At 70.7% G+C, this 15,766-nt stretch carries 15 protein-coding genes; 6 read left to right on the top strand and 9 right to left on the bottom strand.

Annotation, left to right across the window (positions count from 1 at the left end):
- From ACWDR7_RS04140 to ACWDR7_RS04125, 4 genes are all read left to right on the top strand, one after another.
- A complete protein-coding gene (locus ACWDR7_RS04140) occupies window positions 1-486 on the top strand; it encodes a DUF3515 family protein (RefSeq protein WP_449853670.1) in 486 nt (161 codons plus the stop codon).
- Complete coding sequence (locus tag ACWDR7_RS04135) at window positions 483-2,315, top strand: cytochrome c oxidase assembly protein (RefSeq protein ID WP_449853669.1); 1,833 nt, start codon at window positions 483-485, stop codon at window positions 2,313-2,315. The genes ACWDR7_RS04140 and ACWDR7_RS04135 overlap by 4 nt, the downstream gene beginning before the upstream one ends.
- Window positions 2,316-2,335: 20 nt before the next feature.
- Window positions 2,336-2,938, top strand: a complete 603-nt coding sequence (locus ACWDR7_RS04130) for a hypothetical protein (RefSeq protein WP_449853668.1) — start codon at window positions 2,336-2,338, stop codon at window positions 2,936-2,938.
- 62 nt (window positions 2,939-3,000) lie between these two features.
- A complete protein-coding gene (locus ACWDR7_RS04125; protein WP_449853667.1) occupies window positions 3,001-3,675 on the top strand; it encodes a copper resistance CopC family protein in 675 nt (224 codons plus the stop codon).
- A gap of 75 nt (window positions 3,676-3,750) precedes the next feature.
- Here ACWDR7_RS04125 and ACWDR7_RS04120 read toward each other — a convergent pair whose 3' ends face one another.
- The 5 genes from ACWDR7_RS04120 to ACWDR7_RS04100 form a co-directional block, all read right to left on the bottom strand.
- Window positions 3,751-4,512 carry a hypothetical protein gene (locus ACWDR7_RS04120; protein ID WP_449853666.1) on the bottom strand — a complete coding sequence of 254 codons (762 nt, stop codon included), beginning with the start codon at window positions 4,510-4,512 and terminating at the stop codon, window positions 3,751-3,753.
- A complete protein-coding gene (locus ACWDR7_RS04115) occupies window positions 4,509-5,237 on the bottom strand; it encodes a LytR/AlgR family response regulator transcription factor (protein ID WP_449853665.1) in 729 nt (242 codons plus the stop codon). The genes ACWDR7_RS04120 and ACWDR7_RS04115 overlap by 4 nt, the downstream gene beginning before the upstream one ends.
- 32 nt (window positions 5,238-5,269) lie before the next feature.
- Window positions 5,270-5,923, bottom strand: a complete 654-nt coding sequence (locus tag ACWDR7_RS04110; protein ID WP_449853664.1) for a hypothetical protein — start codon at window positions 5,921-5,923, stop codon at window positions 5,270-5,272.
- A complete protein-coding gene (locus ACWDR7_RS04105) occupies window positions 5,920-8,349 on the bottom strand; it encodes a glycoside hydrolase family 3 C-terminal domain-containing protein (protein ID WP_449853663.1) in 2,430 nt (809 codons plus the stop codon). The genes ACWDR7_RS04110 and ACWDR7_RS04105 overlap by 4 nt, the downstream gene beginning before the upstream one ends.
- An 84-nt stretch (window positions 8,350-8,433) precedes the next feature.
- Window positions 8,434-11,343 carry a glycoside hydrolase family 3 N-terminal domain-containing protein gene (locus tag ACWDR7_RS04100; RefSeq protein WP_449853662.1) on the bottom strand — a complete coding sequence of 970 codons (2,910 nt, stop codon included), beginning with the start codon at window positions 11,341-11,343 and terminating at the stop codon, window positions 8,434-8,436.
- A gap of 229 nt (window positions 11,344-11,572) precedes the next feature.
- On the opposite strand from ACWDR7_RS04100, the gene ACWDR7_RS04095 reads away from it, so the two are divergent.
- The gene (locus tag ACWDR7_RS04095; protein ID WP_449853661.1) at window positions 11,573-13,171 is read left to right on the top strand and encodes an ABC-F family ATP-binding cassette domain-containing protein; all 1,599 of its coding nucleotides are present in this window, start codon (window positions 11,573-11,575) and stop codon (window positions 13,169-13,171) included.
- A gap of 88 nt (window positions 13,172-13,259) precedes the next feature.
- Here ACWDR7_RS04095 and ACWDR7_RS04090 read toward each other — a convergent pair whose 3' ends face one another.
- Genes ACWDR7_RS04090 through ACWDR7_RS04080 form a run of 3 tightly spaced genes read right to left on the bottom strand, consistent with a single transcriptional unit; the run spans window position 13,260 to window position 14,634 of the window.
- A complete protein-coding gene (locus ACWDR7_RS04090; RefSeq protein ID WP_449853660.1) occupies window positions 13,260-14,111 on the bottom strand; it encodes an SURF1 family cytochrome oxidase biogenesis protein in 852 nt (283 codons plus the stop codon).
- Entirely contained in the window at window positions 14,108-14,317 is a 210-nt protein-coding gene (locus ACWDR7_RS04085; RefSeq protein WP_449853659.1) for a hypothetical protein, read from the bottom strand. Before ACWDR7_RS04085 ends, ACWDR7_RS04090 begins: the two co-directional genes overlap by 4 nt.
- A complete protein-coding gene (locus ACWDR7_RS04080; protein WP_449853658.1) occupies window positions 14,314-14,634 on the bottom strand; it encodes a DUF3099 domain-containing protein in 321 nt (106 codons plus the stop codon). The genes ACWDR7_RS04085 and ACWDR7_RS04080 overlap by 4 nt, the downstream gene beginning before the upstream one ends.
- A 130-nt stretch (window positions 14,635-14,764) precedes the next feature.
- On the opposite strand from ACWDR7_RS04080, the gene fabG reads away from it, so the two are divergent.
- Window positions 14,765-15,475, top strand: coding sequence for a 3-oxoacyl-ACP reductase FabG (fabG, locus tag ACWDR7_RS04075; RefSeq protein WP_449853657.1), 711 nt, complete (start codon window positions 14,765-14,767; stop codon window positions 15,473-15,475).
- Here the strand turns inward: fabG and ACWDR7_RS04070 are convergent.
- On the bottom strand, window positions 15,472-15,766 hold a 295-nt coding region (locus tag ACWDR7_RS04070; protein ID WP_449853656.1), incomplete at its 5' end, for a hypothetical protein. The genes fabG and ACWDR7_RS04070 overlap by 4 nt on opposite strands.

The raw sequence follows: 15,766 nt of genomic DNA, 5'->3' as shown, positions 1-15,766 counted from the left end.
ATGATCCGACGACTCAGTACCCTCGGCGCGGCGTTCACGCTGTCGGTCGCCTTGGCCGGTTGCGCCGCCACTGTCACGGTGCAGCCCGCGGCAAGTGCGAACGACCCACGCTGCGCCGACGTGTCGGTGCGCGTACCGGACACCATCGACGACTTGCCGCGTCGCTGGACCGATGCACAGGCGACCGCCGCATGGGGTGACCCGACCGCGGTGGTGTTCAGCTGCGGACTCGAACCTCCCGCGCCGACCACTCTTCAGTGCGTCACCATCGGCGGCGTCGACTGGATCGTCGACGAGACCGACACGCCGAACCTGCGGCTGACCACTTACGGCCGCCAGCCCGCCGCGCAGGCCTACGTCGACACCACCGTCATCTCAGCCGACCAGGTGCTCGGTGCCCTCGCCGGAGCCGTCCAGCAACTTCCCACGACGGGAGCGTGCACCGCTCCGGACAGCGACACACCACAAGGGGAGGACGCTCCGTGAAGCCCCAGAGCCTGCGTCTTGCAGGACCGGCGATCCTGCTCCTGGCAGCAATGCTCGCAGTCGTCGTCGCCCTGGTCATCGGCGGGGGTGCCTCACCGCGCCTGACCAGCGACCCGGGTGCGCTCGTAAGGTGGGGACTGCCGGCGGCGAAGCTGCTCGTCAACCTCGCTGCCGCGGCGATGGTCGGCGCTCTCGTGCTCGCGCTGTTCGGGCTGCGGGCCGGCGAACGCGAGTTCGACACGGCGCTGGATACGGCATCGATCGGCGCGGCCGTGCTGACCGTGGCGAGCGGAATCACCGGGTTTCTGACGTTCCTGTCGTCGTTCAATCCGCAGCTCTCAATCGAGGCGGAGTTCGGTCAGCAGCTGGGCCGGTTCCTCACCGAAACCGAACTCGGACGGGTCTGGCTGATCACCACGATCGCCGCGGCAACCATCACCATGCTCGCGTTCGCGGTGCGGGGGTGGGCGGCGACCTTGCTGACCGGCGTCCTTTCGGTCGCGACACTGGTGCCGATGGCCACTCAGGGGCACTCCGGCAGCCTCGCCAACCACGATGCCGCGGTGATGGCTCTCGTACTGCACGTCGTCGGGGCATCCGTGTGGCTCGGCGGGCTTCTCACATTGGTATTTCTGCGCCCAATCCTCCGGGAGCACCGCCTGCGGGTGCTCGTGGAACGGTATTCGACGCTGGCGCTCGTCGCGTTCATCGTCGTGACCGTGTCCGGCATCGCCCGCACCATGACCTCGCTCAGTGGGTGGCGTGACCTGCTTAGCGCCTACGGGGCCGTACTCGCGATAAAGGTCGGGGCACTGGTGCTGCTCGGCGCCATCGGGGCGGCACATCGGCGGCGGTTCATAGCCAGAAGCGCGACCGGAACCGGCGTGTTCTGGGTGTTCGTTCTGATCGAGTTCGCCGTCATGGGGTTGGCCAGCGGTGCCGCCGCCGCACTGGCGCGCACGCCGTCTCCTGCCGATGCCACGGCACCAGCACTGACCACGGCGGCCGAGATCCTCACCGAAGCGCCCCTCCCGCCCGAGCTGACCCTGAGCCGCTGGCTCACGACCTGGGACCTCGACCTCCTCTGGGCCGTCGTCGCCGGCTTCGCGGCGTTCTTCTATGTTGCCGGAGTCCGGCGGCTGCGCGGGCGCGGTGAGGACTGGGCCTCCTGGCGCACAGGGGCATGGCTGGGTGGCCTGCTGCTGCTCATGTGGGTGACAGGCGGGCCGATCGCCGCCTACGCCGACTACCTCCACAGCATCGACATGCTCGGCCGCCTGTTGCTTGCAACCGTCGTCCCTCTGCTGCTCGTCCTCGGTGCCCCCTTGCGTCTCGCGGACGACGCGATCCTGATTCGCACCGACGACAGTCGCGGTTGCCGCGAGTGGATTCATGCGTTCACACGATCGACCGTCGCGCGAATGCTCGGTCATCCGCTCGCAGGCGTCGGTCTGTTCGTCCTGATCCTGTGGGGCACCTCGGCCACCGGAGCGCTGCGCTGGGCGCTGGCCGACCCGCTCGCGCACGAGCTGCGCGTGGTGCTGACGCTCGCGAGCGGAGTGCTCCTGATTCGGTCGCTGCGCTCGTCGACGCTGCCGCGGGCGATGCGGAGCGTGGTCGCCGGGCTCGCCATCCTGACACCGCTCGCACTCGGCGCCTGGGTGCTCCTGCAGCCGGGGCTCATGATCGCCGACTGGTTCGGCGCCATGGGACGCGTCTGGGGTCTTGAGCCGATGGGTGACCAACGTGTGGCGGGCGTGATCGCCGCACTCGGGGCGATCCCGATCCTCGCCGCCGTCGTGATCCTCCATCCGAGAGGACGAGTGTGACACCTGCGTACACTCCAGGGGTGAGCGTCCCCCGCCAGCACCGGAGCGCGCGCGTGGTCCGCGGTCTCGCGGCCGCGCTAGTCTCGACGCTGCTGGCGGCGACCTTTCATGGTGCCGCACAAGGCCATGCCGCCCCGCTGATGAGTATCTCGGCGGCGGCCGCGTTCGCCGTGCCGATCGCGACCGTGCTCGTCGGGCGGCGCCTGTCGCTGCCGCGATTGGCGGCAGCAGTGACCGCAAGTCAGGCGTTGTTCCACCTCATGCTCTCCACAGGGTGGGATACCGTCACCAGCCAGGTTCCCACACCGGCCGGACACGTAATGCATGGGGCGGCCATGACGATGCCGGACGCGCCGCTGAGCGTGTCGGCTCACATGGATACGCGGATGTGGTTCTCTCATGTCGTAGCAGCCGTTGTGACCACCCTGGTGCTCGCATTCGGCGAACGGCTGCTGCTCATGCTGCTGGGTATCGTCACGGGGCGCCGTGCACGGCGGTTCGCCATGTTCCTCGAAGCGGCGCGCGTGCAGCGACTGCGCACACGCTTCCACACCCTGGATCTGGCGCGGCACGTGGAAACTCTCGGAGGAGCAAGGAGGCGAGGTCCGCCCGTCCGGGCGTGACCTCCCCCTCTCATCCCGCGCCGGGAGGATGCTCCCGTGCGCCCACAGAAAGATCCAGAACCATGTCACAGACATTCACACGTACTACCCGGCGCGCGTCGCTCGCCCTCGTGGCCGCAGCAGCGGCCACTCTGCTGGCGTCCTCGCCCGCTGCAGCTCACGACAATCTGCTCGACTCGAGCCCTGCCGCGGGAGAGACCGTCACGGCCCTCGACGCGGTCACGCTCACTTTCAGCGGCGAGCTGATCGACTTCGAGCAGACCAGCTATGCGCAGGTTCAGGGGCCCGACGGTCTCTACTACGAGACATCCTGCTCGACCATCGACCTCAACATTCTCACCACCCCGGTCGCCCTCGGCGAAGCCGGCACGTACACGATCGTCTGGAACGCGGTCTCCAGCGACGGACACCCCATCTCAGAGTCGTACGACTTCCAATACGCGCCCGCGGCTGACGCCGAGCCCGCGCTCGGCTGGGACCAGCCCGCCTGCCGCAACGAGGAGACGCGCGTACAGCCGGGCGCCGAGCCGACGCCGGAACCGACAGTGACAGCTGAGGACGAGGAGACGATGACGCCGAACTCCGAACCCATCAAGAGCGACACGGCTGCGCCCGCGGCTGACACGGCAGCTGAGGGCGCGATTGTCCTAGTGATCGCCGCCGGTGTCTTCCTCCTCGCCGCTGTGGGAGCCGCAACTCTCTGGGTGGTTCGCGCCCGCGCACGCCGTAAGCAATAGCACGCTCGGCTGCGTGAGGCCGTGATGAGCGCTCCTCGCCGCCGCGGCCTCACGCCGGATGTACGACCACTCTCGCTAGACCTGAAATGCGCGAGAAGCCGACCTCAACGCGGCCCTCACGGCTGCGTAGTCAGGACCACTCACGCCAACAGCCGTGGGGTGATCTGGCTGTTGCATCCGGTGATTAATGCTCAGACGCGCGTACAGGGCGATGCAGCCGCACAGGTCGACGAGGGTGCGGATGTAGAAGATCTCGGGTCCCAGGCGGCCCGAGAACGGCGTGTTCGCGTTGACGAAGCTGAGGTTCGACAGCGCGAAGGTGACCGCCGCGATGGCGCCGGCCGAGATCACCTCGCGCCAGCCCACCTCGAGCGGCTCGGCGCGCGGCATGTGGCGCGCCTCGGCCACGCCGGCGATCGCGAAGCACGCGCCGTACGTGGCGACGAGCAGGGCGACGGCGGGCGGGGTCAGCTGCCCCGTCGGGAAGAAGTAGGTGTGCAGCTGCCAGTGCAGCGAGGTGACGAGCTCGGCCAGCACGAACGCCCGCGCCGTGAGGTACGCCGTCGTCGCCCAGCCGCCGGCGACGCTCGTGCGCAGGAAGACGAGCATGACGACCACGGCGGCGAGCATGCCGACGGTCCACAGCGGCAGCGGCAGCGGCAGGGCGTCGGCGAGCAGCTGCGTGGCCACGAGCGCCGCGAGCCCCGCCGCGAGCACGGTCACGAGCGTTGCAGGGCCGACGCGCCGCCGCACGATCGCGATGTACACCAGGCACGCGCCCCACTCGGCGAGGCGGGTGCAGATGCGGGGGATGTCGGGCAGCGCCTCGCCGATCACGAGGCCGCCCCGACGGAGCCGATGTGCGCCGCGAGGGCGGCGAGGAACGCCTTGCGCTTGGGCCGGCTGATCGGCAGGACCGTGCCGTCGCGCAGGCGGCACTCGCTCTGCTCGACCCCGGTCACGTGGGCGAGGTTGACGAGGTAGCCGCTGTTGCACCGCTGGAAGGCCGCGCCGTCGAGCTCGGCCTCGAGGGCCTTCAGCGACGAGACGACCGAGTGCGTCGCGGTGTGGGTGTGGATGAGCACGCGGTGCCCGGCGGTCTCGAGGTACACGATGTCGGCGAGGTCGACGCGGTGGTGGGCGCCGTCGGCCTGGAACAGCAGGGTGCGCCGCTCGCGGCGCGCGAGCTGCGCGAGCACGCGATCCATCTCCTGCGCGAATGCGGGGTACGCGACGGGCTTGAGCAGGTAGCTCAGCGCCTGCACCTCGTAGCCGCCCACGGCGTAGCGCGGCGAGTTCGTGATGAAGACGATCACGACGTCGTCGTCCAGCTCGCGCACGCGCCGCGCGGCGGCCATGCCCGAGACGCGCTCCATCTCGATGTCGAGCAGCAGCACGTCGTACTCGGGCCGGTAGCCCGTCACGAGGCCCGCGCCGTCGTCGAACACCGACACGTCGAACCGCACCCCCCGATCCGCCTCGTAGCGGTTCAGGTGGGCGACGGCCTGCTCCCTGCTGTGCGGGTCGTCCTCGACGACGCCGACCCGCACGATGCCTTCCACGACGCCAGCCTACTGACGGGTCATGGCCGCGCTCACGATTCGCGCGGCCCCCGCGCCGGCTCGGCCGCCGCGGCATCGGCCTCGGCGTCGGCGGTCTCGGGCACCTGGCGGAAGATGACCTTGAAGATCGGGTAGAACACCCAGAACGAGATGGCGGCGTTGATGATCATCGTCACGACGTCGGCGGTCGTCTCGCCCGTCGCGCCCCAGCCCCATGTGTCGATCAGCAGCTCGTAGATGGGCGCCTTGTAGAAGCCCTGCGCGGCCGCCGCGATGAACGTGATCACGACGTACGCGACGGCGTACCAGAACGCCGCGCGCCAGATCGACGTGTTCGACTTGAACGTGATGTTGCGCTGCGCGAAGAAGTTGAGCACCTGCGCGATGAGCAGCGTGATCTGCACCGCGAGGAAGTAGGCGAGCCCGCCGCCGCCGGCGGGCAGCGGACCCGCGGCGTAGTCGAACATGTAGTACTGGCTGCCGTCCACGTTCGCGCCGATCGGCAGCCACCGGAAGTCCACGTCCACCAGGCCGGTGAAGCTGTCGAAGCCCCAGCGGAACAGCGGCATGAGCGCCAGCTGCAGCACCGTCACGCCGTTGGAGAGGAGGAAGAACATCGCGAACTTCGACAGCTCGGGATGCTTCTCCTGGAACGACGACCACCAGCGCCGGATCGAGGCGATCATGCGCGACCTCCACTCTGAGTCTCGAAGGAGCGGCGGGTGCGCCGCTCCGCCCGGCGTCCCCGCAGGAACGCTCGGATGATCTGGGCGAGACCGCGCAGGGCGCGGCCGTTCGCGAGCGTGAGCACGCCGTCGACGAGCTCGGGCGTCGCGAGTCCGCCCGACATCTTCGCGAGCGCCCGGAACGGCATGTTCAGCAGGAACAGCATGTTCAGGTCGGGCGTGCCCTTGCGCTCGGAGGAGGCGCGTCGCCCCTCGAGCAGGCGGTAGATGAGGCGCCCCAGCGCGCTGGGCGAGTCGGCCAGGCGCAGCAGCGGATCGTTCACGGCGATCCTGCCCGCCTCGTCGACGCGCAGCACATCGCGGCCGAGCAGCGCCGCGAAAGCCCCGTCCGATACGTCCGTCGTCCGCGCGGGGTACGCGGCCAGGGCCGGATCGGGCTCGCCCGCCGGGACGGTGCCCGCGACGTCGAGCGACGCGGTGAGGCGGAGGTCGCGCACGCTCGCGCCGACGCGCACCTCGTAGCGACCGGCCTCCACCTGCCACGACGCGGTCTCGGTGTCGTAGAACCGCAGGGCGCGCTCGGGGAGCGGGACGGTGATCGTGCGCGCCTCGCCGGGCTCGAGGTGCACCTTGCGGAAGCCGGCGAGCGCGAGTGCCGGGCGCAGCACGCGGCTCGCGTCCGCGCGGGCGACGTACACCTGCGCGACCTCCGCGCCGGCGACAGGTCCCGTGTTCTCGAGGGTGAAGGCGGCCTCGCGCTCGGTGACGACGAGGTCGCGGTAGGCGAACGTCGTGTAGCTGAGCCCGAAGCCGAACTCGAACGCGACGTCCGCGCCGGTGCTCTCGTACCAGCGGTAGCCGACGAACGGACCCTCCCGGTACTCGGCGGTCGCGCCCGTGGCGGGGAACGCCCCGGCGGTGGGGGTGTCGGCGAGCGAGACGGGGAGCGTCTCGGCGAGGCGCCCCGACGGGTTCACGGCGCCCGTGATCACGTCGACGAGCGCCTCCGCGCCGGCCTGGCCGCCGAGGTAGCCGTGGACGAGGGCGCGCGCGTCGGACGCCCAGGCCGTCTCGACGGCGCCGCCCGCGCTGAGCAGGACGACGACGGGCACGCCCGTCGCGGCGACCGCGCGCAGCGTCTCGATCTGGTTGCGCGGGATCTCGAGGGTCGCGCGATCCATCCCCTCCGACTCGGCCGTCTCCGGCAGGCCGAGGCACACGATCGCGACGTCCGCCTCGCGGGCCGCCCGCGCGGCCTCGGCGACGAGAGCGGGTTCGGGCGCGCCGTCGCGGCGGAAGCCCTGGGCGTGGCCGGCGAGGGCGAGCGGGGAGGCGGCGACGGCGTCGACGAGGTTCGTCACCCGCGTGGCGTTGACGAGCGACGATCCGGCGCCCTGATAGCGGGGGTTCTGCGCGAAGTCGCCGATGAGCGCCACGCGCGTGCCGGCGGCGAGCGGGAGGATGCCGCCCTCGTTGCGCAGCAGCACGGCCGACTCGGCGGCGGCGCGGCGGGCGAGCGCGTGGTGGCCCGCGACGTCGATCGCGGCGCGCGCGGCGTCGTTCGCCGTGCGCTCGATGAGCACGAGCAGCTCGCGGACGCGGTCGTCGAGGTCGCTCTCGGCGAGCTCGCCGGCCTCGACCGCCGCGACGATCTCGCGCGCCGACGTGAAGCCGGGGGAGGGCATCTCGAGCGTGCCGCCGGCGGCGACGGCCGCCGCGGCGTCGTTGCCGCCGCCCCAGTCGCTGATGACGGCGCCGTCGAAGCCCCACTCGTCGCGCAGCACGTCCTTCAGAAGGTGTGCGTTCTCGTGGGCGTAGGCGCCGTTCACGAGGTTGTACGACGACATGATCGCCCAGGGGCGGGCCTCGCGCACGACGATCTCGAACGCCGTGAGGTAGATCTCGCGCAGCGTGCGCTCGTCGAGCACGGAGTCGCTGGCCATGCGGCGCAGCTCCTGGCTGTTCGCGGCGAAGTGCTTGGGGGTGGCGGCCACGCCCTGCGACTGGATGCCGCGCACGTACGCGGCGGCGAGGCGGCCGGACAGCTCCGGGTCCTCGGAGAAGTACTCGAAGCTGCGCCCGCCGAGCGGGCTGCGCTTGATGTTGAGGCCCGGCCCGAGCAGCACGTTCACGCCCTGCGCGCGCGCCTCCTCGCCGAGTGCCGTGCCGATCCGCTCGGCCAGCTCCTCGTCCCACGCGTTCGCGACGGTCGCGGCGGTGGGGAAGCACGTGGCGGGCTCGGAGGCGGCGATGCCGAGGTGGTCGCCCGCGCCCGTCTGCTTGCGCACGCCGTGCGGGCCGTCGGCCATCCAGATCCGGTCGATGCCCGCGCGCGGCACGGGGCGCGTCTGCCACGTGTTGTCGCCGCTGAGCAGCGCCGCCTTCTCGAGCAGGGTGAGGCGGGAGATCGTGTCGTCGTGGGTCATGCGTTGCTCCTGTGGGGTGACGTCCCGCCGGTGACGGCGGGACGGGGCGGGCGCCTCGGGCGAGGACGCCCGCCCCGGTGTGCGTCAGGCCGTCGCGGCGCCTTCCGCCTCGGCCGGCGTGCCGGAGGGACGGTGACGGCGCACGCGGATCACGACCCACACGATGCCGGCCGCGATGAGCAGGCCGAGGGCGATCGTGGCCCACAGGACCCCGAGCTCCCAGCCGGCCACGTGGTACTCGAGCGTCGCGCCCGGCGCCATGCCGTTCATCGCGTTCGAGTTGGCGACCGTGTAGAGGATGTGGTGCATCGCGGTGCGCATGTTGTGCACCGCCGCGGCGCTCTCCGTGTCCTGCATGACCTTGGAGCCGGCGAAGGTGAGCTGCAGGTCGGAGCCCGCGGCGATGCCCTGGTCGGCGTACATGTAGTCGTACAGGTTGAAGTCGGTGATGACGAAGCCGTCGAAGCCCCACTCCTCGCGGAGCACGTCGGTCATCAGCGCCGTCGATCCGCCGGCCCACGTGGTGCCGAGCAGGTTGAACGAGCTCATGATGCCGAGCGCGCCGACCGTGGTGGTCTGCGGCTCGCCCTCGGCGTCGAGGTAGGGGACCTCGCCCGAGGTCTCCTTCACGGGGATCTCGAACGCCTTGAGGTAGATCTCGCGCATCGCCTGCTCGGTGACCCACGTCGCCAGTCCCTTGCCGTTGACGCGGTTGGTCTCCTGGTCGTTCAGTGCGAAGTGCTTCGTCAGCGTGTAGACGCCGCGCTCCATGGCGCCGTTCGAGACGGCCGTGGCGAGCTTGCCCGAGATGACCGGGTCCTCCGAGTAGTACTCGAAGTTGCGGCCCGCGAAGGGCGAGCGGTGCAGGTTGACAGCCGGGGCGTACCAGCCGTTGGCGCCCATCACGAGCGCCTCGTTGCCGACGGAGACGCCCATCTCGCGCGCGAGGTCGACGTTCCAGGTCTGGCCGATGAGGTACTCGGACGGGAACGCCGTGCCGGTCCACAGGCCCGGGTTGATGAACGAGCTGAAGCCGGCGGGGCCGTCGAGGTCGTTCGTGCGGATCTTGCCGATCTCCGGGATGGCCGCCGTGTTGTAGGCGCCCGAGAGCAGCACGTCGGTCATGTCCTCGACCGTGAGCTGGTCGAGCAGCTCGTCCCACTTCGGGTCGTCCGCGTCGAGGCCGCGCAGGTCGATCAGCGAGAGGTCGTTGTCGGCGCCGGTGGTCGGCATCTCCACATCGGCCTCGGCGTTGACGGCGGCCGCGTCGTACGGCTCGAAGCCCTCGACGACGGCGTCGCTCGCGACGAAGTCGTCGCCCTCGGGGGCGGTGGGGAAGGTACCGGCGAAGTCCGCGCGCGAGAACTCGGTGCGGTTCTCGTCGAACGCCGCCGAGACGTCGTCGAAGCGGTTCACGGCCGGGACCTCGTCGCTCGCGCGCCCGTCGACGTAGGCGATCGTCTCGTCCACCGTGTAGGTGATGGGCTCGACGCCCGCCGCCAGGTGGTGCGAGTCGGTCTGCAGCTTGAGCTCGTAGTCGCCCTGCTCGAGCACGTACGCGCCCGCGCCGCGCCAGTCGTACGAGGCCATGTCCTCGACGTCCATCGTGACGGTGACCGTCTCGGTCGCGCCCGGCTCGATGACCGGGGTCTTGACGAAGTCGCCCAGCACGACGTGCGCCTTCTCGATGCCGCCCGGCGTGTACGGGGCGGTGTAGTACAGCTGCACGACGTCCTTGCCGGCGACATCGCCCGTGTTCGTCACGGCCACGTCGATCGAGATCTCGCCGTCGACGTCACCGAGCTCCTGGCCGGTGACGGCCCACTCGAACTCGGTGTAGCTGAGGCCGTAGCCGAAGGGGTAGACGACGGCCTGGTCGTAGTCGAGGAAGCCCTCGGCGGCCGCGGTCTCGTAGTAGCGGTAGCCGACGTAGATGCCCTCCTCGTAGTCCACGAAGTAGGCGTCGTCGATGTTCTCGTACGCGTAGTCGCCGAAGTTGGCGAACGTCGGGTCGGCCGTGAAGTCGCGCGCGAAGACGTCGACGGTGTGGCCGGAGGGGTTCACGTCGCCGTTCAGGATGGAGCCGAGGGCCTGGAAGCCGTTGGCGCCGGGGGAGCCGACGAGCAGGATGCCGTCGATCTCCGGGTCGTCCTGCAGCGTGCCGAGCTCGAACGACGTCGAGGCGTTGACGAGCACGACGACGTCGTCGAAGTGCTCCTTCGCGAGGTTGAGGGCGTCGATCTCGTCGGTGTTCAGCTCGAGCTGGTGCGTGCCGGGCTCGGCGCGGTCGTCCCACGCCGTCATGTCGGTGGCGAGGTCGCCGCCCTCACCGCCGCCGCGGCCGATCACGACGATGGCCGCGTCGCCGTACTCGCCGAACGAGTCGATCGCCGCGTCGGTGTAGTCGCTCACCGGCATCTCGCCGATGTTGTAGTTGGAGGCCTCGGGGTCGTCCATCACGATGTTCGTGCGGCCGCCGTCGGCGGGGGCGTTGTCGGCGGCGAAGTCCGCGAGGAGGTCGTAGACCGTGTCGTTGACGGTGAAGCCGCCGGCCTCGATGCCCGCGCGGATGTTCGTCGCGCTCGTCGTGTCGGCGGTGCCCGATCCGGAGCCGCCGTAGACCGGGTCGGCGGCGCCGCGGCCGAGCAGCGTCACGGCGCCCGGCTCGAGCGGCAGGGTGCCGTTGTTCTTGACGAGGGTCATGCCCTCCTCGGCGATCTTCACGACCGTCTCGGTCGACGCGGCCTTGGCCTCGTCGACGGTGGCGTGGTCGCCCTCGTAGTACCGGGTGTCCCAGTCCTCGGTCTCGGCGGTGTTCTTGATCTCCCAGGTGCCCGCGCCCATGTAGGACTCGATGGCGCCGCGGAACATGCCGATCGCGACGTTCGCACCGACGGCGACCACCGTCACGAACGCGAGGACCGGTACCCAGATCCAGAGGAATCTCTTGTTGCTCATCGGCTTCTTCGGCTTCTTCGCCGTGACGTCGCTCACGTGCTGCTCTCCTTGCAGTTCCCGCGCCCCTGCATCCGTGCAGGCGCGTCCGGTGTCATAGGGACCTTCTCGACATCTCAGCACCCGGCCCGTCGGCGGCGCGGCCGGCATGCAGAATCTGTCGTCTGCGGTGCATAACCTGCACTCCCGGCTCGCGGGCGGCGCACGCGACGTAGGATGGGAGGCTGGCGCGGTCGCGCCCGATCCCCGAAAGAACGGATGTTCCGCTGTGCTTGCCGTGCACGACCTCGAGATCCGCGTCGGCGCGCGCATGCTCATGTCCGGCGTGACGTTCCGCGTGGGTCCCGGAGACAAGGTGGGCCTCGTCGGCCGCAACGGAGCCGGAAAGACCACCCTCACGAAGGTGCTGGCCGGCGACCTCATCCCCGCCGGAGGCCGCGTGGACCGCAGCGGCGAGCTCGGGTACCTGCCGCAGGATCCGCGCTCCGGCGATCCCGAGGAGCTCGCGCGCACCCGCATCCTCGACGCCCGCGGGCTCGGATCGATCCAGCTCGGCATGGCGAAGGCCAGCGAGGAGATGGCCTCGGACGACCCGAAGGTCGCCGAGAAGGCCATGAAGCGCTTCGGCAACCTCATGGAGCGCTTCGAGGGCCTGGGCGGCTACGCGGCCGAGGCCGAGGCGGCCACGATCGCGAACAACCTCTCGCTGCCCGACCGCATCCTCGACCAGCCGCTCAAGACGCTCTCGGGCGGCCAGCGCCGCCGCATCGAGCTGGCACGCATCCTCTTCAGCGACGCCGGCACGATGATCCTCGACGAGCCGACGAACCACCTCGACGCCGACAGCGTGGTGTGGCTGCGCGAGTTCCTGAAGTCGTACAAGGGCGGTCTCATCGTCATCAGCCACGACGTGGACCTCGTGGAGGAGACCGTCAACCGCGTCTTCTACCTCGACGCCAACCGCCAGGTGATCGACATCTACAACATGGGCTGGAAGCACTACCAGCGCCAGCGCGTGGCCGACGAGGAGCGCCGCCGCAAGGAGCGCGCCAACGCCGAGAAGAAGGCGTCGGTGCTGCAGCAGCAGGCCGCCCGCTTCGGCGCCAAGGCGTCGAAGGCCGCTGCCGCGCACCAGATGGTGGCGCGCGCCGAGAAGCTGCTGTCGGGCCTCGAGGAGGTGCGCCAGGAGGACCGCGTCGCCAAGCTGCGCTTCCCGAAGCCCGCGCCCTGCGGCAAGACGCCGCTCATGGCGTCGGGCCTGTCGAAGTCGTACGGCGCGCTCGAGATCTTCGCCGGCGTCGACCTCGCGATCGACCGCGGCTCGAAGGTGGTCGTGCTCGGGCTGAACGGCGCCGGCAAGACGACGCTGCTGCGCATCCTGGCGGGCGTCGACAAGAGCGACACGGGGCAGATCGAGCCGGGCCACGGCCTGAAGATCGGCTACTACGCGCAGGAGCACGAGAACCTCGACGTGAACCGGTCGGTGCTCGAGAACATGATCTCGGCGGCCCCCGACCTCAACGAGACCGAGGCCCGCAAGGTGCTCGGCTCGTTCCTCTTCACAGGCGACGACGTGCTCAAGCCCGCCGGCGTGCTCTCGGGTGGCGAGAAGACGCGCCTGTCGCTCGCGACGCTCGTCGTCTCGAGCGCCAACGTGCTGCTGCTCGACGAGCCGACGAACAACCTCGATCCCGCCTCGCGCGAGGAGATCCTCGGCGCCCTGTCGCACTACGAGGGCGCCGTCGTGCTCGTGTCGCACGACGAGGGCGCCGTGGAGGCGCTCAACCCGGAGCGCGTGCTGCTGCTGCCCGACGGCGTCGAGGACATCTGGAACCGCGACTACCTCGAGCTGATCACCCTGGCCTGACGGCCGGGTTGCGGAGGTCGTCACCGCCATCGGTTGCTGAACGGAGGCGCGAAGCGCCGGAGATGAAGCGACCAGCGCAACCGCTCCATCACGCGTCGAGCAGGGCGTCCTCCTCCTCGGCGTCGCGGTCGCGGCGCTTCGCGCGCGCACGCCGCGGCGGCGCGGGGATCGACTCGTCGTCGCCCTCGTCCTCGTCCGGGTCGAGATCCTCCTCGCGCTTCGCGGCGATCTCGGTGCGGATGATGTAGCCGATGAAGCCGAAGCCCATGACGGCGAACAGGATCCACTGGATCGCGTACGACAGGTGCGGGCCGGGGTCCTCGGTGGGCGGCGTCAGCTCGCCGGGGCGCTCGGCGGGCGCCGGATCCTCCGACACCATGATCCCGTAGGCGCTCACGATCGTCCCGTCGCCCGCGACATCCGCCACGGACGGCAGGTGCAGCGTCGGCAGCTGGCCCTCGGGCGCGGTGCGGCCCGACTCGGGCAGCGGCTCGCCCGGGCGCAGCCGCGCGATCACGGTGACCTCGCCTTCGGGGGCGGCGGGCACGAACTCCGGCTCGGACTCGTGGCCGGGCGGCACCCAGCCTCGGTCGACGACGAAGATCCGTCCGTCCTCGAGGCGCAGCGGCACGAGCACCTCGAACGCCGCCGTGCCGCCCTGCGCGCGATTGCGCACGAGCAGCTGGTGCTCCGTGAGGTACTCGCCGGTCAGGACGACGGGACGCCACTCGTCGGCGGGGTCGAGGTCGTCGGTGCCGGCGATCAGCTGCTCGACGGGCACGGGCTCGGCGTCGTAGTTCGCCTCGACGAGCGCGATCATCGCGGCGCGCTCCTCGTTGCGCGAGAACTGCCAGTGCGACAGGAATCCGCACACGACGGCGAACAGGGCCGCGACGAGGGCATAGACGGTCCAGCGGACCGCGGGGGAGCTGTTCTTCACGAGGCGACCCCCTCGACGACCTCGAGCGGGAAGCCGCGGGATCCGAGGAAGTCGCGCAGATAGGCGACGTGCTCGTCGCACGCCAGCCACACCTTGCGGCGCTCGGGGGCGTGGATCTTCGGGTTGCGCCAGCGGATGCTCCACGCGGCCGCGGCGCGGCAGCCGGCGCGCGAGCACGTGGGCTCGACGGGGTCGAGGCCGATCACGAGGGCTCGCCGTCCTCGCGCGGCGCCGGGCGGGGCGCCTCCGCGATCCGGATCACCCACGGATCCTCCGGCGCGGCCTGCGGGGTGGCCTCGATCCGCGCCCGCTCGGGGCTCACGGCGTGCGACACCACGCGGGGCGAGGCGGCGTTGGCCATCACCACGGCGATGTACGGCAGGAAGATCGCGCCGACGGCGAAGACCGCCGTGTGCCAGCCGTACGGCACGACGGCGGCGCACAGGATGACGCATGCGAGGCGGACGGCCATCGTGAGCAGGTAGTTGCGCATGCGCAGGTTCTCGTCGTCCTCCGGAGACATCTCCAGGGACGTCGCAGACTGGGCCCTCGACGCGCGCTTCACGATGCTTCCAGCGTACGCGTGCCGGGGCTGTGCGGCCGCTGCCCGTAGGCTGGAGGGCGGTCCGAATCCCCAGCCAGGAGGCACATCCGTGAGCACCGAGAACGTCGTCCTCGTCACCGGCGGCAACCGCGGCATCGGCCGCGCCATCGCCGAGCGCTTCGTGCGCGACGGCCACCGCGTCGCGGTGACCGCCCGCAGCGGCGAGGGCCCCGAGGGGGCGCTCACCGTGCACGCCGACGTCAACGACGGCGCCTCGCTCGACGCCGCGATCGCCGAGGTCGAGGCGCAGCTCGGCCCCGTGACGACCGTCGTGGCGAACGCGGGCATCACCCGCGACACCCTGCTGATGCGCATGAGCGACGAAGACTTCGACGCCGTCGTCGGCACGAACCTCGGCGGCGCGTTCCGCACCGTCAAGCGCGCCATCAAGAGCATGATCAAGGCACGCCGCGGCCGCATCATCCTCATCTCCAGCGTCTCGGGCCTGTACGGCGTGGCCGGGCAGGCCAACTACTCCGCCTCGAAGGCCGGCCTCGTGGGCTTCGCCCGCGCGATCACCCGCGAGCTGGGCGGCCGCGGCATCACGGCGAACGTCGTGGCACCGGGCTTCATCGAGAGCGATATGACGGCCGAGCTGGACGACGCGACGCAGGCCACCTACAAGAAGCAGATCCCGGCCGGTCGCTACGGATCGGCCGACGAGGTCGCGGGCGTCGTCGCGTGGCTCGCCTCCGATGACGCGGCCTACATCTCGGGTGCCGTCATCCCCGTCGACGGCGGGCTGGGGATGGGGCATTAGTTTTTATTGAGTCTGCGCGCGCTCGGGCTGTTCTTTTTTTGAATCTGCGCGCGCTCGGGCGCCGCTCCGCGGCTCCGCTCGCGTGCTCGCGCTCTCGCGTCCCGCGAGAGCGGAGGCGGCGCTTCGCGCCGCGGGGCCACGATCCGGCCGAGGACGACTGGCTCGCGCGCACGGCCGAGCTCGTCGCCCGCCGTCGCGCGGGCCTGCTCGCCCCGCACCGGGCGCCGCGCCTGGGCCGGTGTCAGCGCGGTCGTGCTCTTCTGCGTGGGGGTGGTGACGTTCCTCGCGCTG

The sequence above is a fragment of the Microbacterium sp. NPDC003461 genome (assembly GCF_053588335.1).
Note: the sequence above shows the minus strand (reverse complement) of the source record. Positions and strands in the feature narration are given on the sequence as shown.